This is a genomic window from Streptomyces iakyrus (assembly GCF_000717055.1).
In the GTDB taxonomy this organism is placed as follows: domain Bacteria; phylum Actinomycetota; class Actinomycetes; order Streptomycetales; family Streptomycetaceae; genus Streptomyces; species Streptomyces iakyrus.
This window is the reverse complement of record NZ_JNXI01000018.1, coordinates 19,948-41,889: the sequence shown is the minus strand read 5'-3', so window position 1 is coordinate 41,889 and position 21,942 is coordinate 19,948. Positions and strand designations below refer to the sequence as shown.

At 72.5% G+C, this 21,942-nt stretch carries 22 protein-coding genes, 1 tRNA gene and 1 pseudogene; 15 read left to right on the top strand and 9 right to left on the bottom strand.

Translation table 11 applies throughout. The features are described from left to right. Positions 1–136 precede the first annotated feature (136 nt). Together OO68_RS27570 and OO68_RS27565 are read left to right on the top strand one after the other, a co-directional pair. Positions 137–221, top strand: a tRNA-Leu gene (locus OO68_RS27570). Positions 222–284: 63 nt separating this feature from the next. Further along, positions 285–659, top strand: a complete 375-nt coding sequence (locus tag OO68_RS27565; RefSeq protein ID WP_033311868.1) for a YchJ family protein — start codon at positions 285–287, stop codon at positions 657–659. Here OO68_RS27565 and OO68_RS27560 read toward each other — a convergent pair. Next, positions 656–1,357 (bottom strand): FadR/GntR family transcriptional regulator, encoded by a 702-nt coding sequence (locus OO68_RS27560; protein WP_033311867.1) that lies wholly within the window; start codon positions 1,355–1,357, stop codon positions 656–658. The two genes, OO68_RS27565 and OO68_RS27560, sit on opposite strands and share 4 nt — an antisense overlap. A gap of 138 nt (positions 1,358–1,495) precedes the next feature. Between OO68_RS27560 and OO68_RS27555 the strand changes: the two genes are divergently transcribed. From OO68_RS27555 to OO68_RS27540, 4 genes are read left to right on the top strand one after another with little or no spacing between them, the layout of a single operon-like run. Next, on the top strand, positions 1,496–2,014 hold the full coding sequence (locus tag OO68_RS27555) for a gluconokinase (protein ID WP_033311866.1): 519 nt from the start codon (positions 1,496–1,498) through the stop codon (positions 2,012–2,014). 54 nt (positions 2,015–2,068) lie between these two features. Beyond that, positions 2,069–3,466 carry a GntP family permease gene (locus OO68_RS27550; protein WP_033311865.1) on the top strand — a complete coding sequence of 466 codons (1,398 nt, stop codon included), beginning with the start codon at positions 2,069–2,071 and terminating at the stop codon, positions 3,464–3,466. Between the two features lie 13 nt (positions 3,467–3,479). Continuing rightward, positions 3,480–4,244 (top strand): SDR family oxidoreductase, encoded by a 765-nt coding sequence (locus tag OO68_RS27545; protein ID WP_033311864.1) that lies wholly within the window; start codon positions 3,480–3,482, stop codon positions 4,242–4,244. A gap of 19 nt (positions 4,245–4,263) precedes the next feature. Then, on the top strand, positions 4,264–5,295 hold the full coding sequence (locus tag OO68_RS27540) for an L-idonate 5-dehydrogenase (RefSeq protein ID WP_033311863.1): 1,032 nt from the start codon (positions 4,264–4,266) through the stop codon (positions 5,293–5,295). 69 nt (positions 5,296–5,364) lie between these two features. Here the strand turns inward: OO68_RS27540 and OO68_RS27535 are convergent, their stop codons facing one another. The 4 genes from OO68_RS27535 to OO68_RS27520 all read right to left on the bottom strand — a co-directional run bounded on the left by OO68_RS27535 (position 5,365) and on the right by OO68_RS27520 (position 9,328). After that, on the bottom strand, positions 5,365–5,988 hold the full coding sequence (locus tag OO68_RS27535; protein ID WP_033311862.1) for a cytochrome b/b6 domain-containing protein: 624 nt from the start codon (positions 5,986–5,988) through the stop codon (positions 5,365–5,367). Beyond that, the gene (locus tag OO68_RS27530) at positions 5,972–6,697 is read right to left on the bottom strand and encodes a molybdopterin-dependent oxidoreductase (RefSeq protein ID WP_051814838.1); all 726 of its coding nucleotides are present in this window, start codon (positions 6,695–6,697) and stop codon (positions 5,972–5,974) included. The genes OO68_RS27535 and OO68_RS27530 overlap by 17 nt, the downstream gene beginning before the upstream one ends. A 111-nt stretch (positions 6,698–6,808) precedes the next feature. Continuing rightward, positions 6,809–8,344, bottom strand: coding sequence for an APC family permease (locus OO68_RS27525; RefSeq protein WP_033311860.1), 1,536 nt, complete (start codon positions 8,342–8,344; stop codon positions 6,809–6,811). A gap of 33 nt (positions 8,345–8,377) precedes the next feature. After that, a complete protein-coding gene (locus OO68_RS27520; RefSeq protein ID WP_033311859.1) occupies positions 8,378–9,328 on the bottom strand; it encodes a hypothetical protein in 951 nt (316 codons plus the stop codon). Positions 9,329–9,692: 364 nt separating this feature from the next. Here OO68_RS27520 and OO68_RS27515 point away from each other — a divergent pair, with 364 nt between their 5' ends. The 4 genes from OO68_RS27515 to OO68_RS27500 are packed head-to-tail and all read left to right on the top strand — an operon-like array spanning position 9,693 to position 11,925. Beyond that, complete coding sequence (locus tag OO68_RS27515; RefSeq protein ID WP_033311858.1) at positions 9,693–10,598, top strand: DMT family transporter; 906 nt, start codon at positions 9,693–9,695, stop codon at positions 10,596–10,598. Between the two features lie 46 nt (positions 10,599–10,644). After that, entirely contained in the window at positions 10,645–11,187 is a 543-nt protein-coding gene (locus tag OO68_RS27510) for an NUDIX hydrolase (RefSeq protein WP_033311857.1), read from the top strand. A 10-nt stretch (positions 11,188–11,197) separates the two neighbouring features. Then, the gene (locus OO68_RS27505) at positions 11,198–11,590 is read left to right on the top strand and encodes a YidH family protein (protein WP_033311856.1); all 393 of its coding nucleotides are present in this window, start codon (positions 11,198–11,200) and stop codon (positions 11,588–11,590) included. Then, on the top strand, positions 11,587–11,925 hold the full coding sequence (locus OO68_RS27500; RefSeq protein WP_106974432.1) for a DUF202 domain-containing protein: 339 nt from the start codon (positions 11,587–11,589) through the stop codon (positions 11,923–11,925). The genes OO68_RS27505 and OO68_RS27500 overlap by 4 nt, the downstream gene beginning before the upstream one ends. A gap of 10 nt (positions 11,926–11,935) precedes the next feature. Here the strand turns inward: OO68_RS27500 and OO68_RS27495 are convergent, their stop codons facing one another. After that, on the bottom strand, positions 11,936–12,880 hold the full coding sequence (locus tag OO68_RS27495) for an NADP-dependent oxidoreductase (RefSeq protein ID WP_033311854.1): 945 nt from the start codon (positions 12,878–12,880) through the stop codon (positions 11,936–11,938). A 198-nt stretch (positions 12,881–13,078) separates the two neighbouring features. Between OO68_RS27495 and OO68_RS27490 the strand changes: the two genes are divergently transcribed. The 5 genes from OO68_RS27490 (at position 13,079) to OO68_RS27470 (ending at position 18,825) form a co-directional block, all read left to right on the top strand. Beyond that, positions 13,079–14,113 carry a phosphotransferase family protein gene (locus tag OO68_RS27490; RefSeq protein WP_033311853.1) on the top strand — a complete coding sequence of 345 codons (1,035 nt, stop codon included), beginning with the start codon at positions 13,079–13,081 and terminating at the stop codon, positions 14,111–14,113. Positions 14,114–14,118: 5 nt separating this feature from the next. After that, positions 14,119–15,333, top strand: a complete 1,215-nt coding sequence (locus OO68_RS27485; RefSeq protein ID WP_033311852.1) for an acyl-CoA dehydrogenase family protein — start codon at positions 14,119–14,121, stop codon at positions 15,331–15,333. A 324-nt stretch (positions 15,334–15,657) separates the two neighbouring features. Then, on the top strand, positions 15,658–17,274 hold the full coding sequence (locus OO68_RS27480; RefSeq protein ID WP_078625479.1) for a PP2C family protein-serine/threonine phosphatase: 1,617 nt from the start codon (positions 15,658–15,660) through the stop codon (positions 17,272–17,274). Then, a complete protein-coding gene (locus OO68_RS27475) occupies positions 17,271–18,377 on the top strand; it encodes a cobalamin B12-binding domain-containing protein (RefSeq protein ID WP_033311851.1) in 1,107 nt (368 codons plus the stop codon). The genes OO68_RS27480 and OO68_RS27475 overlap by 4 nt, the downstream gene beginning before the upstream one ends. 22 nt (positions 18,378–18,399) lie before the next feature. After that, complete coding sequence (locus tag OO68_RS27470; protein WP_033311850.1) at positions 18,400–18,825, top strand: STAS domain-containing protein; 426 nt, start codon at positions 18,400–18,402, stop codon at positions 18,823–18,825. Here OO68_RS27470 and OO68_RS27465 read toward each other — a convergent pair. From OO68_RS27465 to OO68_RS27455, 3 genes and pseudogenes are all read right to left on the bottom strand, one after another. Next, on the bottom strand, positions 18,764–19,357 hold the full coding sequence (locus tag OO68_RS27465; protein ID WP_033311849.1) for a TetR/AcrR family transcriptional regulator: 594 nt from the start codon (positions 19,355–19,357) through the stop codon (positions 18,764–18,766). The two genes, OO68_RS27470 and OO68_RS27465, sit on opposite strands and share 62 nt — an antisense overlap. 28 nt (positions 19,358–19,385) lie before the next feature. Beyond that, positions 19,386–21,049 (bottom strand): annotated as a pseudogene (locus OO68_RS42470) (class I adenylate-forming enzyme family protein). Then, entirely contained in the window at positions 21,046–21,819 is a 774-nt protein-coding gene (locus OO68_RS27455) for an SDR family oxidoreductase (RefSeq protein ID WP_033311848.1), read from the bottom strand. Before OO68_RS27455 ends, OO68_RS42470 begins: the two are co-directional and overlap by 4 nt. Between the last annotated feature and the right edge of the window lie 123 nt (positions 21,820–21,942).

The following is a 21,942-nucleotide window of genomic DNA, read 5'->3' as shown; positions in this document are numbered from 1 at the left end:
ACCCCAAGAGCGCTCCCGGCCCGTCACACGCCGTTCACGCCTCGCCGGGGTGCCACCGGGGGGTGATCGGCCACCCCGGAAAGCCTGGTAATGTTTACGTCGTCGCCGCGGGGAGAACCCACGCGACAGACACCTTGTCCGGGTGGCGGAATGGCAGACGCGCTAGCTTGAGGTGCTAGTGCCCTTTATCGGGCGTGGGGGTTCAAGTCCCCCCTCGGACACATGAGGCTGAGGGCCGTGACCGCGAGGTCACGGCCCTCAGGCGTTGTCGCGGAGAGGTGACCATGACCAGGCGTTCCTGCCCCTGCGGGCTCCCCCAGGCCTACGAGGCGTGCTGCGGCCGCTACCACTCCGGGGCCGCCGCCGCGCCGACCGCCGAGGCGCTGATGCGGTCGCGGTACTGCGCCTTCGTGCAGGGCGACGCCGGGTACCTGCTGCGGACCTGGCATCCGCGGACGCGGCCCGGGACGCTGGAGCTGGATCCGGGGATGCGGTGGACCGGGCTGGAGATCCTCGGGACGAGTGGCGGATCCGCGTTCCACTCCGCCGGGACCGTGGAGTTCCGGGCGTCGTACCGGGGCGGGTCCCTGCACGAGCTGAGCAGCTTCGAGCGGGTCGACGGGGCGTGGGTCTACGTCGACGGGGAGTTCCCCGCCTAGGGTGCCAGGATGTCGAGTTCCTGGAGGGCGCCGACCGTGATCTCGCGGGTCAGCTGCTCCGCCCGGGCGGCGTCGCCCGCGCGGACCGCCTCGGCGACCTGGACGTGCAGGGTGACGGCGGCGGGGTCGGGGTCCTCGAACATCACGTCGTGCTGCGTGCGGCCGGTCAGGACCTCCGCGACGACGTCGCCGAGGCGGGCGAACATCTCGTTGCCGGAGGCGGCCAGGATGACGCGGTGGAAGGCCACGTCGTGGAGGAGGTACCCCTCCAGTTTGTGACCGCGTGAGTGGGCGACCATGCCGAGGGCGCACTCGGTGAGCTCCGCGCACTGCTCGGACGTGGCGTGCCGGGCGGCGAGTCCTGCCGCGACGGGTTCGATCGCCGAGCGCAGCACCGTGAGGGACCGCAGCTGCCGGGGACGGTCGGCGCCGGCCAGACGCCAGCGGATGACCTGCGGGTCGTATACGTTCCATTCGGACTTCGGGCGGACCGTCACGCCGACGCGGCGGCGGGACTCGACCAGGTACATGGACTCCAGGACACGGACCGCCTCGCGCATCACGGAGCGCGACACGTCGAAACGCTGGGCGAGCTCGTCGGTGCGCAGGACGCTGCCCGGCGGGTACTCCCCCGCCGTGATCTCGGGGCCGAGGGTGTCCAGTACATGGCCGTGCAGGCCCCGGCCCGGTGTGCTCATGCACTCAGCGTACGGGGTAGATCACGGAGCTAAAAAGTCAGACTTATTGAGCACGAGCTCTTGAATTCGTCGTACCTAATGGGTTTCAGTTGCGTCGACATCACGTGTCGACCTCGGACAGCAGACAGTGAGGCAGCGATGAACACCCCCCATGTCGTCGTGGTCATGGGCGTAGCGGGCACCGGCAAGACCACCATCGGTCCCCTGCTCGCGGCCCGGCTCGGCGTTCCGTACGCCGAGGGCGACGACTTCCACCCGCCGGCCAACATCGCCAAGATGTCGGCCGGTACCCCGCTCACCGACGAGGACCGCCTGCCCTGGCTCGACGCCATCGGCGAGTGGGCGCACGGGCGGGCCGGGCTGGGCGGTGTGGTCAGCTGCTCGGCACTGAAGCGGTCGTACCGCGACCGGCTGCGGGCCGCCGCCCCGGGCGTGGTCTTCGTGCACCTCACGGGTGACCGCGCGCTGATCGAGGACCGGATGTCGCACCGGCGGGGGCACTTCATGCCCACGGCGCTGCTCGACTCCCAGTTCGCCACGCTCCAGCCCCTCGCGGCGGACGAGGCGGGGGCCGCAGTGGACGTCGCGGGCGGCCCGGAGGAGATCACCGAGCGGGCGGCGCACGCCCTGCGGGATCTCCCCGAGCCCGTCCAGTAGCCCCTGGCGGTTTCCCCTCCCCCTCCCCTTCTCCCCAACGCAAGGGAACCCACCGTGACCAGACTCAGTGTCGAGATGCTGGCAGCGGACGCACCCGAGCCGATCACCTCGGCCGGCCACGCTCAGCTGGGCATCGCCGTCCTGGCGGGCATCGCCGTCATCGTCCTGCTCATCACGAAGTTCAAGCTGCACGCCTTCCTGGCACTGACCATCGGGTCACTTACGCTCGGCGCGATCGCCGGGGCGCCGCTGGACAAGGTGCTCACCAGCTTCAGCGCCGGCCTCGGCACCACGGTCGCGGGCGTCGGTGTGCTGATCGCCCTCGGGGCGATCCTCGGCAAGATGCTCGCCGACTCCGGCGGCGCCGACCAGATCGTCGACACCATCCTCGACCGGGCCGGCGGGCGGTCGATGCCGTGGGCGATGGTGCTGATCGCCTCCGTGATCGGGCTGCCGCTGTTCTTCGAGGTCGGCATAGTGCTGCTGATCCCGGTCGTGCTGATGGTCGCCAAGCGCGGCAACTACTCGCTGATGCGCATCGGCATCCCGGCGCTCGCGGGCCTGTCCGTGATGCACGGCCTGGTGCCGCCGCACCCCGGCCCGCTGGTCGCGATCGACGCGGTCGGCGCCGACCTCGGCATCACCCTGGCGCTCGGTGTCCTCGTCGCCATCCCCACCGTGATCATCGCCGGCCCGGTGTTCTCGAAGTACGCGGCCCGCTGGGTCGACGTCCCCGCCCCCGAGAAGATGATCCCCCAGCGCGCCTCCGAGGAACTCGACAGGCGCCCCGGCTTCGGCGCCACGCTGTTCACGGTCCTGCTGCCGGTGATCCTCATGCTGGCCAAGGCGCTCGTCGACATCGTCGTCGACGACCCGGAGAACCTCGTCCAGCGCGTCTTCGACGTGATCGGTGCCCCGATGATCGCGCTGCTCGCCTCGGTGCTGGTCGGCATCTTCACGCTGCTGCGGCCCGCCGGGTTCTCCAAGGAGCGGATCTCGCCGCTGGTGGAGAAGAGCCTCATGCCCATCGCGGGCATCCTGCTGATCGTCGGCGCGGGCGGCGGCTTCAAGCAGACGCTGATCGACACCGGCGTGGGCCAGATGGTCCTGGACATCTCCGAGGACTGGGCGATCCCCGCGCTGCTGCTGGCGTGGCTGATCGCGGTGGTGATCCGCCTCGCGACCGGTTCGGCGACGGTGGCCACGGTCTCGGCCGCCGGTCTGGTCGCCCCGCTCGCGGCCGACATGTCGAGCACGCACGCGGCCCTCCTCGTCCTGGCCATCGGCGCCGGCTCGCTGTTCTTCAGCCATGTCAACGACGCCGGGTTCTGGATGGTGAAGGAGTACTTCGGGCTGAGCGTCGGCCAGAACATCAAGACCTGGTCCGTCATGGAGACGATCATCTCGGTGGTCGCCGGCGGCATCGTCCTGCTGTTGTCCCTCGTGATCTAGGAGTGCCGCGGCGATGACGGCTCATCCCCTCTTCGACATCGGCGGCCGCACGGCCCTGGTCACCGGCTCCAGCCGGGGCATCGGACTCGCGCTCGCGCGCGGTCTGGCGGAGGCCGGCTGCACGGTCGTCCTGAACGGACGCGACAAGGACCGGCTCGCCGAGGCCGCCGCCGGGCTGCCGGGCGACCGGGTGCACACGGCCGCGTTCGACGTGACGGACGGATCCTCGGTGGCCTCGGGGGTCGCCGCGGTGGAGGAGCGGGTGGGCCCGCTCGACATCCTCGTCAACAACGCGGGCATGCAACTGCGCGCCCCGCTGCTGGAGTTCACCGACTCCGACTGGCACCGGATCCTGGACACCAACCTGACCAGTGCCTTCCTGGTCGGCCGGGAGGCGGCGCGCCGGATGACGGAACGCGGCCACGGGAAGATCATCAACATCTGCTCGCTGCAGAGCGAGGTGGTACGGCCCGGGATTGCGCCGTACGCCGCCACCAAGGGCGCGCTGAAGATGCTCACCAAGGGCATGTGCGCCGACTGGGGTCCGAGCGGTGTGCAGGTCAACGGGCTCGGCCCGGGCTATATCGAGACCGAGCTGACCCGGCCGCTGGTGGAGGACGAGGAGTTCAGCTCCTGGGTGCGGCGGCGTACGCCGGCCGGGCGCTGGGGCCGTACGCAGGACCTGGTGGGCGGGTTGCTGTTCCTCGCCTCCCCCGCGGCGGACTTCGTCAGTGGGCAGGTGCTGTATGTCGACGGCGGTATGACGAGCGTGCTGTGACCTGCCGGGAGGCGCTGTGATGCTGGGGTGTGTGATCTACGGGCAGGGCGACCTGCGGGTGGCGGAGCTGCCGGTGCCGGAGCCCGGGCCGGGGCAGGCGCTGGTCGCCGTGCGGTACGGCGGGGTGTGCGGATCCGATCTGCACTACTGGCGGCACGGCGGGGTCGGTGACTTCCGGCTGCGGGAGCCGATGGTGCTCGGGCACGAGGTCGTCGGGACGGTCGTCGAGTACGGCCCCGGTGCCGCGGGCCCGGCTCCGGGCAGCGCCGTCGCCGTGCATCCGGCCACCCCCTGCGGAATCTGCCCGGAGTGCGCGGCCGGGCGGCGCAACGTCTGCCGGGACACGCGGTATCTCGGCAGTGCGGCTCGGTTTCCCCATGTACAGGGAGGTTTCGCGGCCCGGGTGATCGTGCCTGCGGAGCAGGTGCGGGCGCTGCCCGACGGTCTGGAGCTGCGGCGGGCCGCGCTGGCCGAGCCCCTGTCGGTCGCTCTGCACGCGGTGCGGCGGACCGGTGGGGTGGCCGGGCGGCATGTGCTGGTGACGGGCGCCGGGCCCATCGGGTGTCTGGTGGTCGCGGCGGCCAAGGCGGCCGGGGCCGCGCACGTCACCGTCTCGGATCTGCTGCCGGAGGCGCTCGCGTACGGGCGGATCGCCGGGGCCGGGACGGTCGTACGGGCCGATGATCCCGAGGATCGTGGGTGGCCGGACGAGGTCGATGTGGCCATCGAGGCGTCCGGGGTGGCCGCGGGTCTTGACACGTGCCTGCGGCGGGTGCGGCGGGGCGGGGTCGTCGTGCAACTGGGGATGCTTCCGGCGGGGCACAGTCCGTTCGCGGGGAACCTTGTGGTGAGCCGGGAGATCGAGCTGCGGGGGGCGTTCCGGTTCGACGGGGAGTTCGACGAGTCGTTGACGCTGCTGGCTGCGGAGCCGGTGTTCGACGGGCTGATCAGTGCGGTGGTTCCGGTGCGGGAGGCCGAGTCGGCTTTTGCCCTGGCCGCTGACCGGAGTCGGTCCTGCAAGGTGCTGCTGGATTTCGCCCCTTCGCCGTGACGGATCTGTAGTCGTGCGTCTGCGGGTGCGTCGTGGCTTGTCGCGCAGTTCCCCGCGCCCCTGATCGCTCTACTGGCGCCACAAAGGGTGCTCCCGGTCTGCCCACTCTCTGCTCACCCTCCCCGTGCGCATGCCCCTCCTGGATTCCGGGTCCGCCAGGGCCATGCCGATGTGGCCGGCCAGGACGATGCCGATGGTGAGGGCCAGCCAGTCGTGGACGAAGGTGGCGCTGGTGCGCCAGAGCAGGGGGGTGAGGTGGGTGAACCACATGATCAGGCCCGTGGCGAGCATGACCAGCGTGGCGCCGGCGATCCAGGACGCGTAGAGCTTCTGCCCGGCGTTGAACTTGGCCGCGGGGCGGGACGCGTGGCGTTTGTCGCGGTGCAGGGCGGCGCGCAGCCAGGTGCGGTCGTGCGGTCCGAAGCGGTTGAGGCGGCCGAGGTCGGCGCGGAAGGCCCGGGAGGCGAGGCCGGCCAGGACGGGGACGGGCAGGGCGAGGCCCGACCACTGGTGCAGGGTGACGACCAGGGCGCGGCGGCCGACGAGTTCGGCGAGCTGGGGGACGTAGAGGCAGGCCGCTGTGATGATGCAGATGCCCATCAGGGCGGCCGTGGTGCGGTGGATCCAGCGCTGGAGCGGGGTGAAGCGGCGGACGTCGGCCGTGGCCGGTGCTGTGTCAGCTCGTAGGGGCATCGTCGCGTCCGTTCGAGCGGCCCACCCAGGCGTCGACGTCGTAGCCGCGCTTCTCCCAGTAGCCCGGCCGGACCTCGTCGGTGACGGTGATGCCGGAGAGCCACTTGGCGGACTTGTAGAAGTACATGGGCGCCACGTAGAGGCGGACCGGGCCGCCGTGGGAGTGGCCGAGGTCCTTGTCCTGCATGCGCAGGGCGACCAGGACGTCCGCGCGGCGGGCCTGGGCGAGGGTGAGGCTCTCGGTGTACGTGCCGTCGAAGCAAGTGAAGCGGATGGCCTTGGCCGTGGGGCGGACCCGGGCGGCGTCCAGGATCCGGGACAGGCGTACGCCCTCGAAGGGGGTGTCGGGGACCCGCCAGCCCGTGACGCACTGGACGTCGCGGACCATGCGGGTCTGGGGCAGGGCCTTGAGGTCGTCGAGGGTGTAGGTCGTGGGGCGGTCGACCAGGCCGTCCACCGTGAGGCGGTAGCTGTCGGCGTTCTTGCGCGGGACCGACGAGGCGACCGAGTAGTAGCGGAAGCCGCCGCCGTTGGGGAGCAGACCGGTCAGGCCCGTGGGGTCCTTGTCGGCCGCTCCGCCGAGGAAGGCCTCCAGGCCGCGTTGCAGCGGGGGCGCGGCGACCACGCCCGCGGCGCCCAGGGCGAGGGTGCCGAGGAAGACGCGGCGGCCGATCGGGGTGCCCCGTTCTTCGGGGTGCTCGTCGTTCACACCCTGGGGTACGTCCTGGTTCACGTACTCATTCGAACACCCGCGGCCCCGGCAGGACAGGGATCGCGGGTGCTCGTCAGACTTCCGTAACCACTTCTTACGCGGGCCGCGTCAGGAGGAGGCCGCCTTGTCCAGCTGGAACGCCTCGTTGCCGAGGCCGATCCGGGCGTGCTTCTCGGGGGCGCGGGCGCGCAGCACCAGGCCGAGGACCACTCCGGCGAGCGCGGCGAGGCCGATGATGCCGGGCAGCACCCAGCTCAGTGACGAGTCGGGGCCCGCGCCGACCAGCACCTCGAAGTCCTTCACCGTGTAGCCGGCGATGACCAGCAGGGCGATGCCCGCCAGCGCGGACGTGACGAGCCGCCAGGCCTGGGTGCCGGCGGCGCCGCGGCGGACGAAGAAGACAACGACGGACAGGGACGCCGCCGCCATCAGCACGATCACGCCGAGGGCGCCGATGTTGCCGAACCAGGTGAACAGCTGGAGGACGGGCGCGGTCGGGTCGCCGGCCGGCTTGTCGTCGGTGATCGCGAAGGCGGCCACGACCACCACGGCCACGACCGTCTGGAGCAGCGAGCCGGTGCCCGGGGCGCCGCTGCTGCCGCTGGTGCGGCCGAAGGCGGCGGGCAGCAGGCCTTCGCGGCCCATGGCGAAGGCGTAGCGGGCGACGACGTTGTGGAAGCTGAGCAGCGCGGCGAACATGCCGGTGACGAACAGGACGTGCAGGACGTCCGTGAAGGTGCCGCCGAGGCGCGACTCGGTGAGGAAGAACAGCAGCCCGGCGCTCTGCTTCTGGGACGTGCCGACGATCGCGGAGGGGCCGGTGGCCACGGTGAGGGCCCAGCTGCTCAGCGCGAAGAAGACGGCGACCCCGCCCACGGCGAGGAACATCACGCGCGGCACCAGGACGTGCGGGCGGCTGGTCTCCTCGGCGTAGACCGGGGCCTGCTCGAAGCCGAGGAACGCGGCGATGCAGAAGCACAGCGCGGTGCCGACGCCCGCGCCGGTGAGGGTGTCGGGGTTGAAGGCGTGCAGCGACAGGCCTTCCTTGCCGGGGTCGGCGAGGGCAGCGACGTCGAAGATCACGACGAGGAGCACCTCGACGACCAGCAGCACGCCCAGCACGCGGGCGTTGACGTCGATCTTCAGCCAGCCCAGCAGCCCGACCGCGAGCGCGGCCACGAGCGCCGGTATCCACCAGGCGATCTCCACGTCGGCGTAGGTGGCGAGGAGCCCGGAGACCTCGAAGCCGAAGATGCCGTAGATGCCGACCTGGAGCGCGTTGTAGGCGACGAGGGCGACCAGGGCGGCGCCCGCGCCGGCGGTGCCGCCGAGGCCGCGGGAGATGTACGCGTAGAAGGCGCCCGCGTTGTGGACGTGGCGGCTCATCTCGGCGTATCCGATGCTGAAGAGGATCAGGACGACGCCGAGGACGACGAAGAGCAGCGGCTGGCCGACGATGCCCATCACCGCGAATGTAGTGGGCATGACACCCGCGACGACCATGAGCGGGGCGGTCGCGGCGAGGACGGAGAGCAGCAGGCCCCCGGTGCCGAGCCGGTCGGCGCGCAGGGCACGCTCCTCCCCTTTGAACGTACTGATGCCGCCGGAGGCGGTCGGGCTCGTTCTCGAACTGTCCGTGGTCATCGGGGGAGCGTCCTCACTCTTCGGGTCGGGGGGTCAGGCCGTGCCGAGCGCGCCGGCGCGGGCTGCGGCGAAGGCGGTGTTCGGGTCGCGGTCCGGGTACGACCAGGGCGCCGGGGTGGCGTGGCGGCCGATCCGGTGGAACAGGGCGGCGGCCTCGGCGCCCCGCCCCTCGCAGTACTTGGCGTGGGCGAGGAAGTTCAGGTCGATCAGCCGCCGCGGGTGTCCCTCCTGCTCCCACTCCAGCCACCAGTCGAAGGCGGCCTTCATGACCTGCCGGGCGCGGCGGCCCGTCCAGTGGCCGGAGGCGGCCGGGTCGGCGGGTTCGTGCCCCGCGGCGGCCAGCGCGCGGTAGCGCTCGGCGTGTGCGATGACCGGCAGGATCGCGAGCGGTGAGTCGGCGGGCGCCTGCTCTGCGGCCCAGTTGGCGAAGTCGTAGACCTCGTGCAGCGGGTCCGGGCCGGCCTCGGTACGGCGGGCGGCGAGCCGGGCGACCATCAGGTGGTGGGCGTGGTGGTGGTCGGCGTACCGGCCGCGGACCGCCTCGAAGGTGCGGACCACGTCCTGGTCGCCGCCGACCGCGCACTCCAGCATGAGCAGGCCGAGCCAGGGGGTGGGGTCGGCGGGGGCACGGGCCGCGGCCGCCTGGCAGGCCTCGCGGGCGCGGACCGGCTTGGCCTTGCCGTGCAGGGCCCGCCGGACCTGGGCGAGCGCGAGCAGCACGGCGGCGTCGGCTGACTCGGGTTCGGCGAGCAACCACTCCCGGGCCCACGCGGCACAGGAGGACTCCCGCGCGAGGACGGTGACGCGGTGACCGCGCCGGTCCCAGTCGTCCCCGGTGTGCACCAGCAGGGACCGGGCGTTCTGCCAGCGGCCCTGCACCAGTGCGGTGCGCGCGGCCATGAGGTCGGCGTCGTCGAGGGCCTCGTCGAAGGCCTGCGCGGCACGTCTGCGGCCACGGCCGAGGGGAGGCGGGGGTGGGGGCACCGCGGGACTTCCTCACGCGCTCTTCTGGTGTTTCGGCTCACGGCGGCAGAGGGAGCGCTTATGTGCGCATTGCCATGAACTGATCACACACAGCCAACCCCTCACCCATGGTCGTCGTCAAGGGCCGCCAGGGCGTTACACGCGTCAACTCCCGCCACTTGTGAGGATTTTGTGATCCGAGAGGCAGGAGAGACACCCGTGAGTAGCATCCGATTTTTCCGTTTCGCCCTTTGTGACGTACGTCATAGCGCGGGCTGCCACCGCCCCCGACGATGGCATGACGTACGGGCACGCCGGGCGCAGCCGGCCGGTACAGTCGGCCCCTACGCAACCGTGACCCGACCTGACGATCGAGGTACACCGCGTGTCGGTTCCAGTACTGGCGCTCGCCCTGGGCGCCGCCTGCTGTCTGGGCTTCGGCTTCGTCCTCCAGCAGAACGCGGCTCAGCGTGCCCCGCTGAGCGACTTCCTCTCCTTCCGTCTGCTGATCGACCTCGTGAAGGTGCCGCGCTGGCTCGGCGGCATCGCGCTGATGGTGGTCGGCATGGGGCTCGGCGCCGCCGCGCTGGGGCAGGGCGAGCTCTCGCTGGTGGAGCCGCTGCTGGCGACGAACCTGCTCTTCGCGCTCGCGCTGTCCCGCAAGCAGACCCGGCAGCCGCTGGGCCGCCAGGGCTGGGCGGGTCTGCTCCTGCTGGCCGGCGGCGTCACGGCGTTCATCGTGGCGGGCCGGCCGGAGGGCGGTGCCGCGACGGCCGATCCGGTGCGGCAGTGGGTGATCATCGGGGTCATGGTCGGGCTCGCCCTGCTGCTCACCGCGCACGGCAAGCGGTCCCGGCTCAGCTCGGGCCCGGTCCTGCTGGCGCTGGCCGCCGGACTGCTCTACGGCGTGCAGGACGCGCTGACCCGGGTCAGCGGGCAGAAGGTCTCCGAAGGCGGCCTCGCCGAGCTGCTCACCGGCTGGGAGCCGTACGCGGTCATCGCACTGGGCGTCACGGGGCTGGTCCTCGTGCAGAGCGCGTTCGAGACCGCGTCCCTGCGCAAGTCGCTGCCCGCCCTGACCGCGGCGCAGCCGCTCGCCGGGATCGTCTGCGGCGTCGGCTTCCTGGGCGACCGGCTGCGCACCGACGCCATGGCCCTGGGCTGGGAGGCCGGTGGTCTGCTCGCCGTGGTCGCCGGGATCGTGCTGCTGGGGCTGCACCCGGCGATGCCGCAGGGGGCACCGGAGCGGGCCCGGGTGGCCGCACCCGCGGTGAGCCCGGCCTCGCCCTGACGGGCCCTGCCCCGGCGGTGCCCGCGCACCCTGCTTGGATGAGGGCATGAGCGCCGCCGACGAGATCCTCGACATCGTGGACGAGCACGACCAGGTCATCGGGCAGTTGCCCCGCGGAGAGGTCTACGCCCGGGGGCTGCGCCACCGCTGCGTGTTCATCCAGGCCCGGGACGCCGAGGGCCGCATCTTCGTGCACCGGCGCACCCCCACCAAGCTGGTCTTCCCCTCCCTCTACGACATGTTCGTCGGCGGGGTCGTCGGCACGGGCGAGTCCTACGCCTCGGCCGCCCTGCGCGAGGCCGAGGAGGAACTGGGCGTGAGCGGCCTGCCGCAGCCGCGGCACCTCTTCACGTTCCTCTACGACGACGGCTCGGGCCAGAGCTGGTGGTCGGCGGTCCACGAGGTGCGCTGCGAGCTGCCCGTGCGGCCGCAAGCCGAAGAGGTGGCCTGGTACGACTTCCTGCCCGAGGCCGAGATCGAGCGGCGCCTCGGCGACTGGGAGTGGGTGCCGGACGGCCTGGCGGCGTACGAACGGCTCCAGGCGTTCCGGTCGGACGGCCCGGACGGAGCCGGACAGGACGCCGGGTAGGGTCGCGCACGTGATCGAGTTCGTACGGAACGTCCGGTTGTGGTTCGTGCCGGCGGAGGTCCGGGAGGACGGCGAGACGCCCGACTACCGGTTCTCGCTGGCCAACGAACGCACCTTCCTGGCCTGGCTGCGCACCGCGCTCGCACTGATCGGCGGCGGGTTCGCCGTGGACCAGTTCCTGCCGGACCTGCGCTGGGCCTGGCGGGTCGGGCTGGCGCTCGCGCTGCTCGGCGCGGGCGTGCTGTGCTCGCTGCGGGCCGTCAACCACTGGGTGCGCTGCGAGCGGGCCATGCGCCGGGGCGAGGACCTGCCGGTGTCCCGCTTCCCGGCGCTGCTGAGCCTCGTCGTCGCGGTCGTGGCCGTCGCCATGGTCCTGGTGGTGCTCGTCGGGTGGGAGGGGTGAACGCGTCGCCTGCCGTCCGGCGGCAGGACCCCGACCGCGACCCCGGACTGCAGCCCGAACGGACCCGGCTCGCGTGGCGGCGTACGACGCTGTCGGGCACGGTCGTCGCCGTGCTCGCGGTGAAGACCGTGCTGCACGGCGGGGCGTCGGCGGCCGGGGTCACGGCGGGCGCGCTGTGCTGTGTGCTCTGGCTGGGCTTCCTGAGCGTCGCCCACCGGCGCATCCGCACCCTCGCGGCCACCCCGAGCCCGGTGGCCTTCGCACCCCGGCACGCGGCGGCCGCGGTGCTGTGCACGGTGGCGATGGCGGTGTGCGGGGCCGCCCTCGTGCTGTAGGCACCGCTCCTCACTCGCCGTCGGTCTCCCAGTCCACCGTCACGACGATCTTGCCGCGAGTGCGGCCCTCCTGGTTCAGCCGGTGCGCGTCCGCCGCCCGCTCCAGGGGGAACGTCGCGTCGACGTGCACGCTCACCACGCCCTGCTCCGCCAGGTCGGCCAGCCGCTGGAGGTCCTGCGGGTCGGGGCGGACGAAGTAGTAGCGGCCGCCGTAGTTGACGACGTCGTTGTCGGCGATCGACACCAGACGGCCCTCGGGGGCCAGCAGGTTCGCCGACACCTTCAGCGCGTCCCCGCCGACGGTGTCGAACACGGCGTCCACGCCCTCCGGGGCCAGCCCGCGCACCCGCTCGCCCAGGCCCTCGCCGTACACCACCGGCTCCCCGCCGAGGCCCCGCACGAAGTCGTGGTTGGATTCGCTCGCCGTACCGATCACCCGGGCACCGAGGTGGACGCCGAGCTGCACGGCGATCGATCCGACGCCCCCGGCCGCGGCGTGCACCAGGACGGTCTCGCCCCGCTTCACCTGGAGCACGTTGATCAGCACCTGGTAGGCGGTGAGCCCCACCAGCGGCAGCCCGGCCGCCTCCTCGAAGGAGAGGTTGCGCGGCTTGCGTGCGAGGGTGCGCAGGGGCGCGGCCACGTACTCGGCGAAGGTGCCGCGGGAGAGGAAGTCCTCGCGCACGTACCCGATGATTTCGTCGCCGGCGGAGAACTCCGAGACGGCCACGCCGGGCCGCACCACGACGCCCGAGACGTCCCAGCCGGGCACCACGGGGAAGACGGGGGCGAGGATCCCGTCGAGGTATCCCTCGCGGGCCTTCCAGTCGACGGGGTTCACGGCCGCCGCCCGCACCTTCACCAGCACCGCGTCCGGGCCGACCTTCGGATCGCGGACCTCCCCGAACGCCAGTACCTCGGGTCCGCCGTACCGTGAGTAGCTGATGGCCTTCATGGGTCCGACCTTCCGGGCTCGCCGCACGGCCCGCAAGCCGGATGACCTGAACGAACCGGCCGAAACCTCCCCGGCGCCGCGCAGCAGACGCCGTCGGCCTATCGTGGCTCCGATCACGTTTCGGTCCCGCTCTGGACGACATACCGACCGGTCGGCATCATGAGTCGGGAACTGTCCACCCCGCCCGAGGAGCGACGCATGAGCCCCGACCATCCGCCCGGACTGGATCTCGACCGGTTGCGCGGCCTGCTCGACCGCGAGCGGCCAGGCCTGGTGAACGGCCCGCTGTCCGGCCGGCTGATCGAGGGCGGACGGTCGAACCTCACCTACGCGGTCTCCGACGGCAGCTCCCGGTGGGTCGTCAGACGGCCCCCGCTCGGCCACGTCCTGGCCACCGCGCACGACATGAAGCGCGAACACCGGGTGATCAGCGCGCTGCACCCGACCGCCGTGCCGGTCCCGGAGCCGGTGCTGCTGTGCGAGGACGAGGAGGTGCTCGGGTCGCCGTTCTACGTCATGGAGTTCGTCGACGGCACCCCCTACCGCACCGCCGACCAGCTCGTCCCGCTCGGTCCGGAGCGGACCCGGGGCGCGGTGCTGAACCTCGTCGACACGCTGGTGGAGCTGCACGCGGTCGACCCGGGCGAGGTGGGGCTCGCGGACTTCGGCCGGCCCGAGGGCTTCCTGGACCGGCAGCTGCGGCGCTGGGGCAAGCAGCTGGACGCCTCGCGCAACCGCGACCTGGACGGCATCGACGAGCTGCACGCGGCCCTCGGGCGCGAGCTGCCCGGCTCCCCCGCCCCGGCCGTCGTCCACGGCGACTACCGGCTGGACAACGTGCTGATCGGCGAGGACGACTCGATCCGGGCGATCCTCGACTGGGAGATGTCGACGCTGGGCGACCCGCTCACCGACCTCGGCCTGCTGGTGATGTACAGCATGCCGCTCGGCATGCCCGAGTCCCCCGTCTCCACGACCGCCGAGGCGCCCGGCCATCCGGCGCCGTCGGAACTGATCGAGCGGTACGCGGCGCGCTCGGGGCGCGACGTCTCCGCGGTCTCCTGGTACACGGCGTTCGCCTGGTTCAAGCTCGCCGTGATCCTCGAAGGCATCCACTACCGCTACACGCTGGGCCAGACGGTCGGGCGCGGCTTCGACCGCATCGGCGACCTCGTGCCGGTCTTCGTCCGGCACGGACTGACCACGCTCCACGAAGGCCTCCAGGAGGGCTGATCCAGATGGACTTCGCTTTCGACGCGCGCACCGAAGAGCTGCGCGCCAAGCTCCTCGCCTTCATGGACGAGTACGTCTACCCGGCCGAGCCGGTCGCGCACGAGCAGCGCGAGCGGCTCGCCTCTCCGTGGGAGAACCCGCCCGTGGTGGAAGAGCTGAAGGCCGAGGCCCGCAGGCAGGGCCTGTGGAACCTCTTCCTGCCGGACTCCGAGTACGGCGCCGGGCTCACCAACCTCCAGTACGCGCCGCTCGCCGAGATCATGGGCCGCTCCCCGCAGCTGGCGCCGACGGTGACGAACTGCGCGGCACCCGACACCGGGAACATGGAGGTGCTCACCCAGTTCGGCGACGAGCAGCAGCGCAAGCAGTGGCTGGAGCCGCTGCTGGCCGGCGAGATCCGCTCGGCGTTCGCGATGACCGAGCCGGACGTGGCCTCCTCGGACGCCACCAACATCACCACGCACATCGAGCGGGACGGCGACGAGTACGTCATCACGGGCCGCAAGTGGTACATCTCCGGGGCGATGCACCCCGACTGCAAGATCTTCATCGTGATGGGCAAGACCGACCCGGAGGGGGAGGACATCCGCCGCCAGCAGTCGATGGTGCTGGTGCCGCACGACACCCCGGGCGTCACCATCAAGCGGGCCATGCAGGTGTTCGGGTACGAGGACCACTACCACGGCGGTCACGCCGAGGTGGTCTTCGACCACGCGCGCGTGCCGGTGGCGAACCTGGTCGGTGAGGAGGGCGGCGGTTTCGCCATCGCGCAGGCGCGGCTCGGCCCCGGCCGGATCCACCACTGCATGCGGCTGATCGGCATGGCCGAGCGGGCGATCGAGCTGATGTGCCGGCGGGCCGTGTCCCGGAACGCCTTCGGGAAGTCGCTGGCGCAGCAGGGCGTCGTCCACAACTGGATCGCGGACGCGCGGGTGACGGTGGAGCAGCTGCGGCTGCTGGTGCTGAAGACCGCGTGGCTGATGGACACGGTGGGGAACCGGGGCGCGCACACCGAGATCCAGTCGATCAAGATCGCCACACCCCGGGCGGTGGTGGACATCCTCGACCGGGCGATCCAGCTGCACGGCGCCGGCGGGGTGAGCCAGGACTTCCCACTGGCGGAGCTGTACGCCGGGGCTCGGACGCTGATGATCGCGGACGGGCCGGACGAGGTGCACCAGCGGTCGCTGGCACGGCGGGAGTTGAAGCGGTACCTGTGACGCGGGTGCGGGCGGTGGGGGTGCTCTCCCGGGTGTTTTCCCGGGTGTTCTGCCCAGCCGCCACCCCCCGGCCGCCCGCGCGTCCCGGTGGGCGGGCGGCGGCCGCCGGGGGTTGTGGACGGGATGTGAAACTTCGCACTGTCTCGTGACCGGCCGTCGGGGTAGGGAGGCCGTTTCCGGGCGGTGACCGGGCCGGGGACCGTCCTTCGCCGTACCCCGGGCGAGGCCGGTGGTTGCACCGCACACCCGGTCTGCGGGACGGTGCACCGAGAACAGTTCCGTCTTCGCAAAGTGAGGTGTGGGTCACGCGTAGGGGCCCCGTACATGACTTCTTCCCCGGCCAGGCCCCGCACCGGTGCGGTGAGCACCGTGAGCGTCGCCTCCGCCCCCTGCCCGGTGGTGGTCCTGGACGCGGACGGGCACATCGCGGAGCTCAACGACGCGGCCGCTGCCCTGGTGCCCGCCGCCCGCCCCGGGCAGCCGCTGTCCTCCCCCGCCTGGCTCGCCGCCGCGGACCGGACCCGTCCCGTCCCGGTCAGCGGGGAGGTGGGCGACCGGTGGTTCTCGGCGCAGCCGTCCGTCCTGGCGGACGGCCGCACGGTCTGGTGGCTGCTGGACGAGACCGCCCACCGCTCCACGGCGGCGGAGCTGGCGGCCGAGCGCGGCCGCACCCGGTTCCTCACCGAGGCCTCCACCGCGCTGCTGGCCTCGCTGAACCTCGAACGCTGCATGGAGGTCACGGCGCGCCTGGCCGCGGAGCATCTGGCGGACGCCGCGCTGGTCATCTCGCCGACCGCGGCGAGGACCCTGCCGGTGGTCGCGTGCGACCACCGGCGTGAACTCAGCCGCAGCACCGTGGCCGAGGCGCCGGATTCCGTGCCGGGTCTCGCCGAGGCGCTGCGGGGCTTCCCGCCGGTGCCCTCGCGGTGGATCGACCCCGCGACGGCCCCGGATTGGCTCGTCCCGGCGGGCTTCGGCGAGGTCGGCTCGCTGGTGATCACGCCGCTCCCGGGTCTCGGCGTACCGGCCGGGGCGCTGGTCCTGTTGCGCCGGGCGCAGCAGGACGCGTTCACCGAGGCGGAGGAGTCGCTGGCCGGGCTGTTCGCCGCCCGGGCCGGCGCGGCGATGTCGGCGGCCCGTCTCTACGCGGAGCAGAACTCGATCTCCGAGACCCTCATGCGGGAACTCCTGCCGCCCACGCTCCGGCAGACGGAGGGCGTGGAGTTCGCGGGCGGCTACCGGGCCAGCGGGGACACCGAGCGCATCGGCGGCGACTTCTACGACGTCCACCCGCCCACCGAGGACTCCCCCGAGACCCTCGTCGTGCTCGGGGACGTGGCCGGCAAGGGACTGGAGGCCGCGGTCCTCACGGGCAAGATCCGCAACACACTGCACGCCCTGCTGCCGATGGCCGACGACCACGCCAGGATGCTGCGTCTCGTGAACAACGCCATGCGCACCAGCCACCACACCCGTTTCGCCACGCTCGTGATGGCCTCGGTCCGCCGGGAGGAGCGCGAGGTGGCGCTGCGGCTCACGTCCGCCGGGCACCCCGCGCCGCTGATCATCCGGCGGGACGGGACGGTGGAGGAGGCCGACACGGGCGGCACCCTGATCGGCGTGCTGCCCACCATCACCTCCCGGACCGCTCGGGTCCGGCTGGCGCCGGGGGAAACCTGCCTGCTGTTCACCGACGGTGTCACCGAGGCCAGGGGCGGTCCGCTGGGCGACACCATGTTCGGAGACGAGCGCCTCAAGCGGGCGGCGGCCGAGTGCGCCGGCATGCCGGCGGAGGCGGTCGTGGAGCGCGTCCAGATGGTCACCTCGCAGTGGATCGGCGGCGGACGCCACGACGACATCGCCGTGCTGGCCATCACCGCACCCCGGGGTGCCCACCTCAGTGCGGTGGACGGGGCGACCCGGGGCAGGTACACGGCATGACCACACGCACCACCGGCCTCGACGACGCGCCGGGCCGCCACGGTGTCGGCGCCCGCCTTTCCGCACCGCACGACGAGGGCGCCTCCGCTCCCTGGGCGGACCGGCTCTGGACCGCTGTGCGGGCCGGGGACGAGTACGCGGCCGTCGACGTCGTCACCGACGCCCTGGCCGCGGGTCTCGATCCCGAGTCGGTGCTGCTGGACGTGATCGGCGCCGTGCAGCACAAGGTCGGCATCGAGTGGGCGGCCAACCGCATGAGCGTGGCCGAGGAGCACGCCGCCACCGCCATCAACGACCGGGTCATCGCCGTCCTGCCGGCCCGGCGTCCGGCGGCCGGCCGGGGCCGGATCACGGTCGCCTGCGTGGACCAGGAGTGGCACGCCCTGCCCGCGCGCCTGGTGTCCGAGACGCTGCGGCTGCGCGGCTGGCAGGTGGACTACCTCGGCGCCCAGGTCCCCACCGCCCATCTGATCGGCCACGTCCACCGCACCGGGCCGGACGCGGTGTGCCTGTCCGGCTCGCTGCCCACCCGGCTGCCTCTCGCGCACAGCGCGATCACCGCCGTCCAGGCGGCCGGCACCCCGGTCATGGCCGGTGGCCTCGCCTTCGGTGCCGACGGCCGCTACGCCCGCCTGCTGGGGGCCGACGCCTGGGCACCCGACGCACGCGCCGCCGGGGACCGGCTCGCGGCCGGTCCGCCGGCCCGGCCGGTCCCCGCCCATCAGGCGATCGACGATCTGCCGCACCTGGGCGACCAGGAGTACACGCTGGTCGCCGGGTCCTCCACCCGGCTGGTGCGGGACACCTTTGAGCGCCTGGAGCGGCACATTCCCGCGATGCGGGACTACAGCGACGAGCAGCGCGAGCGCACCGCCGAGGACATCGCCCACGTCGTCGGTTTCCTCACGGCCGCCCTGTACGTGGACGCCGACGACGTCTTCACCGGCTTCCTCGTGTGGACCGCCGAGGTGCTCACCGCCCGCCGGGTGCCGGCGCGCTCGCTGCTGCCGTGCCTGGACCTGCTGGAGGAGCAGCTGCACGACTTCCCGCGCGCCCGCCGGATCCTCGGCGCCGGGCGTACCGCGCTCGCTGCCCGCCCCTGACCCCGAGACGCTGGACGAACCCGTGACCCCCTCCTTCGGCACCGGCCCGCACGCCGTGCGGCTGGCCCTCACCGGCGATCTGGACTACGACACCTGCGGGGAACTGCTCCAGCGGGTACGGACGGCTCTCGACGGCGGCGGCGGTGTCGAAGAACTGCACCTGGACTGCGGAGGGCTGGGGACGGTCGACTCCATGGGTCTGTCGACCCTGCTCCAGATCCACCGCTCCACGGGCCGGGAGGGCATCGCCTTCCGCCTGGACGACATCGGCCCGGCCCTGCGGCGACTGCTCGAACTCACCGGCACCTACGAGCACCTGACGACTCCCCGGCAGTCCGAGCCGCCCGGAACCCCCGGGCCGCCCGTTGCCGAGGAGGGGGCGGCCGCTACGGGCGCAGGGCGCGCAGCAGCAGATCGGCCAGGTGGTCCGCGACCTGCTGGGGCGTGAGGGGGCCGTCGGGGCGGTACCACGTCGACAGGTGGTGGACCGAGCCGAAGTGGTAGTCGACCACGAGGTCCGCCGGAGTCGCGCGGGAGAAGACCCCCGCCTCCTGGCCCTCCTCCACCAGCGCGCGGAACCGCTCGTGGTAGCGGCGGCGTTCGGCGCGGACCTGCTTGTCCTTCTCGGGGCTGAGGTGGTGCATCGAACGCCAGAAGATCATGGCGTCGTCGAGGTTCTCGATGGTCGTCACCACGACGTCGGCGGCGGCGTGCCGCAGCCGCTTCTCGACCGGCTCGTCGGCACCGGCCACGGCGTCCAGCCGCTCCTGCTGGATGCGCAGCACGCGCGCGTACACCTCGTGCAGCAGGTCGTCCTTGGATCCGAAGTAGTGGTACAGCGCTCCCTTGGTGACGCCGGCCGCCTCGACGATCTCCTGCACCGAGGTGCGGTCGTAGCCCTGCTCGGCGAAGAGCCGGGTGGCGGCGGCGAGGAGCCGCTGAGGCACGGGCGTGCCGTCCGAGTCCGTGGTCCTGGGCACTGCCGCCACCTGCCTTTCCGTTCTGTTGTCAGTCGCCTTGCGTCCGGGAACGAAGTTCCCGACGGAGGATCTTCCCACTGGCCGTTTTCGGCAAGTCCGGCAGGATCTCCACCTGACGCGGATACTTGTAGGCGGCCAGTCTCTCCTTGCAGTAGGCGGCGAGTGCATCCGGGTCCGTGTCGGCGTCCGGACGCAGGCTGATGTAGGCCTTGACCGTCTCCCCGCGATACCCGTCGGGCACCCCCACGACGGCGGCCTCGCGCACCGCCGGGTGCGTGTAGAGGACGTCCTCGACCTCGCGGGGCCACACCTTGAAGCCGGAGGCGTTGATCATGTCCTTCTTGCGGTCGACGACGTAGAGCCAGCCCTGCTCGTCCATGAAGCCGATGTCGCCGGTGCGCAGTTCGGCGCCGGGGAACGTGGCGGCGGTGGCGTCGGGGCGGCGCCAGTAGCCGGGCACGACCTGGGGGCCGGCGACGACGATCTCGCCCTGCTCGCCGAAGGGCACCTCCGCGCCGGCGTCGTCGACGATCCGGACGACCGTGTCGGGGCCGGGCAGTCCCACGGCGAGGGTCCCGGACGCGGGGTCGACCGGCGCCTGAAGGTGGGGCGGCACCGAGGCGCAGGGCGCGGTGCACTCGGTCAGCCCGTAGCCGTTGCGAATGTACGGCCCGAAACCCGCCCGGAACTTCTCCACCAGGGCGGGCGGCAGCGGGGCGCCGCCCGAGGAGATCACCCGGAAGGAGGAGAAGTGGTCACGGGTGACGGAGGGGTGAGCCGCCAGCGCCATGAAGGCCGTGGACGGACCGACGGTGTAGTGCGGGCGGTGCTCGGCGAACGCGTCCAGCACGACGCCCGGCTCGAAGCGGTACGCCAGCACGAGCGTGCCCGCGCTGTTCAGGCAGGCTCCGAGCTGGCAGACCATGCCCGTGATGTGGAACAGCGGCGCCAGCGCGAAGTACACCGGCCGCTCGGGCAGTCCGAGCCCGGTCCGCTGGCGCTCGGCGTTGTACATGATGTTGCCGTGCGTGTTGGTGGCGCCCTTGGGCGTGCCGCTCGTGCCCGAGGTGTAGCTGATCAGCGCGATGTCGGAGGGGCCGGGGTCCCGGTCCTCGGGCGCCTGGTGCCCGGCCCGCGCGACGGCTGTCAGGTCGTCGGCGTCCGGGGCCTGCGGCAGGCGTTCGAAGGTGAGCAGGCGGGCGTCGCCGCGGCTCTGGAAGTCCAGCTCGCATCCGGTGAGCACGATCCGCACGGGCGAGTCCGCCGCCGTTGCGCGCAGGTACGACTCCCAGGCCCGGTCCGAGCAGATGAGCGCGGTGACCTCGCCGTCCCGCAGGACGTGGGCCACCTCGCCCGACTTGTACATCGGGTTGACGGGCACGACGACCGCGCCCGCCTTCCACGCGCCCAGCAGGCGAGCACGAAGTGCGGGGAGTTCTGCAGCAGCACCGCGACCCGGTCGCCGCGCCGCAGACCCCGGGCCGCGAGGTGCCCGGCCACGGAGTCGCTGAGCTCGTCGGCCTCCCGGTAGGTCAGCCGGCCGTCGAAGTAGGCCAGGAAGTCACTGCCGGGCGTCTCGGCCGCGGCCCTGCGCAGGGCGTGCACGAGGGAGTCCGCGGGGCTGATCGCGCCCTTCTGCGCGTCGCTGAGCAGGCCGAGCCAGGGCTTGGCCGCGTAACGGGACTCGGTCACCGGGCCTCCTCCCACTGCTGCTGGATGCGGTTCATGCCGGACAGCCACCGGTCGGGGTCACCGGCGCGGGCCTGGTGGTACGCGGCGACCTCGGGGTGCGGCAGGATCAGGAAGCGGTCCTCCTCGATGCCCTGGAGCAGGGCGTCCGCGACGGTCTCCGGCTCGATGGCGGTCGGCCGGAGCACCAGGTCGCCCGCGGTGCCGGTGGCGGCGAGCATGTCGGTGCGCACGCCCTGCGGGCAGATGGCGTGGACCTTCACGCCCCGGTGCCGGTAGGTCAGCGACAGCCACTCGGCGAAGGCGAGCGCGCCGTGCTTGGTGACGGCGTAGGGCGCCGCCCCGATCATGGTGAGCAGCCCGGCGGCGGACACGGTGGAGACGAACCGGCCGCTGCCGCGCTCCAGCCAGGCGGGCAGCAGTATCTGCGCGGCCCGCACATGGGCCATGACGTTCACGTCCCAGGACCGGGCCCACGCCCGCTCGTCCAGCGGCTGTCCGGGCTCGATGCCGTCGGCTGCGACACCGGCGTTGGCGCAGTAGACGTCGACGGTGCCGCCGAGTGCGTCGCGGGCGTCGCCGATGATCGCCGAGGCGTCGCCGGGCACGGCGATCCCACCGGCCTCGTCCGCGACCTGTTTGGCCCGCTCGGCGTCGAGGTCGTTGACGACGACCCGGGCCCCTTCGGCGGCGAACCGCCGGGCGAGCGCGGCCCCGATCCCGCCGCCGGCTCCCGTGACAACGACTCCGGCCCCTTGAAAGGCTCCCACCATCGGTCTCCTCAGTCGCGGCTCTGCAATGGCGCCAGACTAACCGGTCGGTATGTACCAGGGAAGGGGTGCCCGCGACGCCCCTGCAAGCGGCGCGGGGAAGGGCGCGACAAGCCAGAGGCGACC

What these genes read in the sequence shown, in the direction of transcription:
- OO68_RS27565 (WP_033311868.1), top strand. Translation starts at nt 285, where the DNA reads ATGACCAGGCGTTCCTGCCCCTGCGGGCTCCCCCAGGCCTACGAGGCG.
- OO68_RS27560 (WP_033311867.1), bottom strand. Translation starts at nt 1,357, where the DNA reads ATGAGCACACCGGGCCGGGGCCTGCACGGCCATGTACTGGACACCCTC.
- OO68_RS27555 (WP_033311866.1), top strand. Translation starts at nt 1,496, where the DNA reads ATGAACACCCCCCATGTCGTCGTGGTCATGGGCGTAGCGGGCACCGGC.
- OO68_RS27545 (WP_033311864.1), top strand. Translation starts at nt 3,480, where the DNA reads ATGACGGCTCATCCCCTCTTCGACATCGGCGGCCGCACGGCCCTGGTC.
- OO68_RS27540 (WP_033311863.1), top strand. Translation starts at nt 4,264, where the DNA reads ATGCTGGGGTGTGTGATCTACGGGCAGGGCGACCTGCGGGTGGCGGAG.
- OO68_RS27535 (WP_033311862.1), bottom strand. Translation starts at nt 5,988, where the DNA reads ATGCCCCTACGAGCTGACACAGCACCGGCCACGGCCGACGTCCGCCGC.
- OO68_RS27525 (WP_033311860.1), bottom strand. Translation starts at nt 8,344, where the DNA reads ATGACCACGGACAGTTCGAGAACGAGCCCGACCGCCTCCGGCGGCATC.
- OO68_RS27510 (WP_033311857.1), top strand. Translation starts at nt 10,645, where the DNA reads ATGAGCGCCGCCGACGAGATCCTCGACATCGTGGACGAGCACGACCAG.
- OO68_RS27495 (WP_033311854.1), bottom strand. Translation starts at nt 12,880, where the DNA reads ATGAAGGCCATCAGCTACTCACGGTACGGCGGACCCGAGGTACTGGCG.
- OO68_RS27490 (WP_033311853.1), top strand. Translation starts at nt 13,079, where the DNA reads ATGAGCCCCGACCATCCGCCCGGACTGGATCTCGACCGGTTGCGCGGC.
- OO68_RS27485 (WP_033311852.1), top strand. Translation starts at nt 14,119, where the DNA reads ATGGACTTCGCTTTCGACGCGCGCACCGAAGAGCTGCGCGCCAAGCTC.
- OO68_RS27480 (WP_078625479.1), top strand. Translation starts at nt 15,658, where the DNA reads ATGACTTCTTCCCCGGCCAGGCCCCGCACCGGTGCGGTGAGCACCGTG.
- OO68_RS27475 (WP_033311851.1), top strand. Translation starts at nt 17,271, where the DNA reads ATGACCACACGCACCACCGGCCTCGACGACGCGCCGGGCCGCCACGGT.
- OO68_RS27455 (WP_033311848.1), bottom strand. Translation starts at nt 21,819, where the DNA reads ATGGTGGGAGCCTTTCAAGGGGCCGGAGTCGTTGTCACGGGAGCCGGC.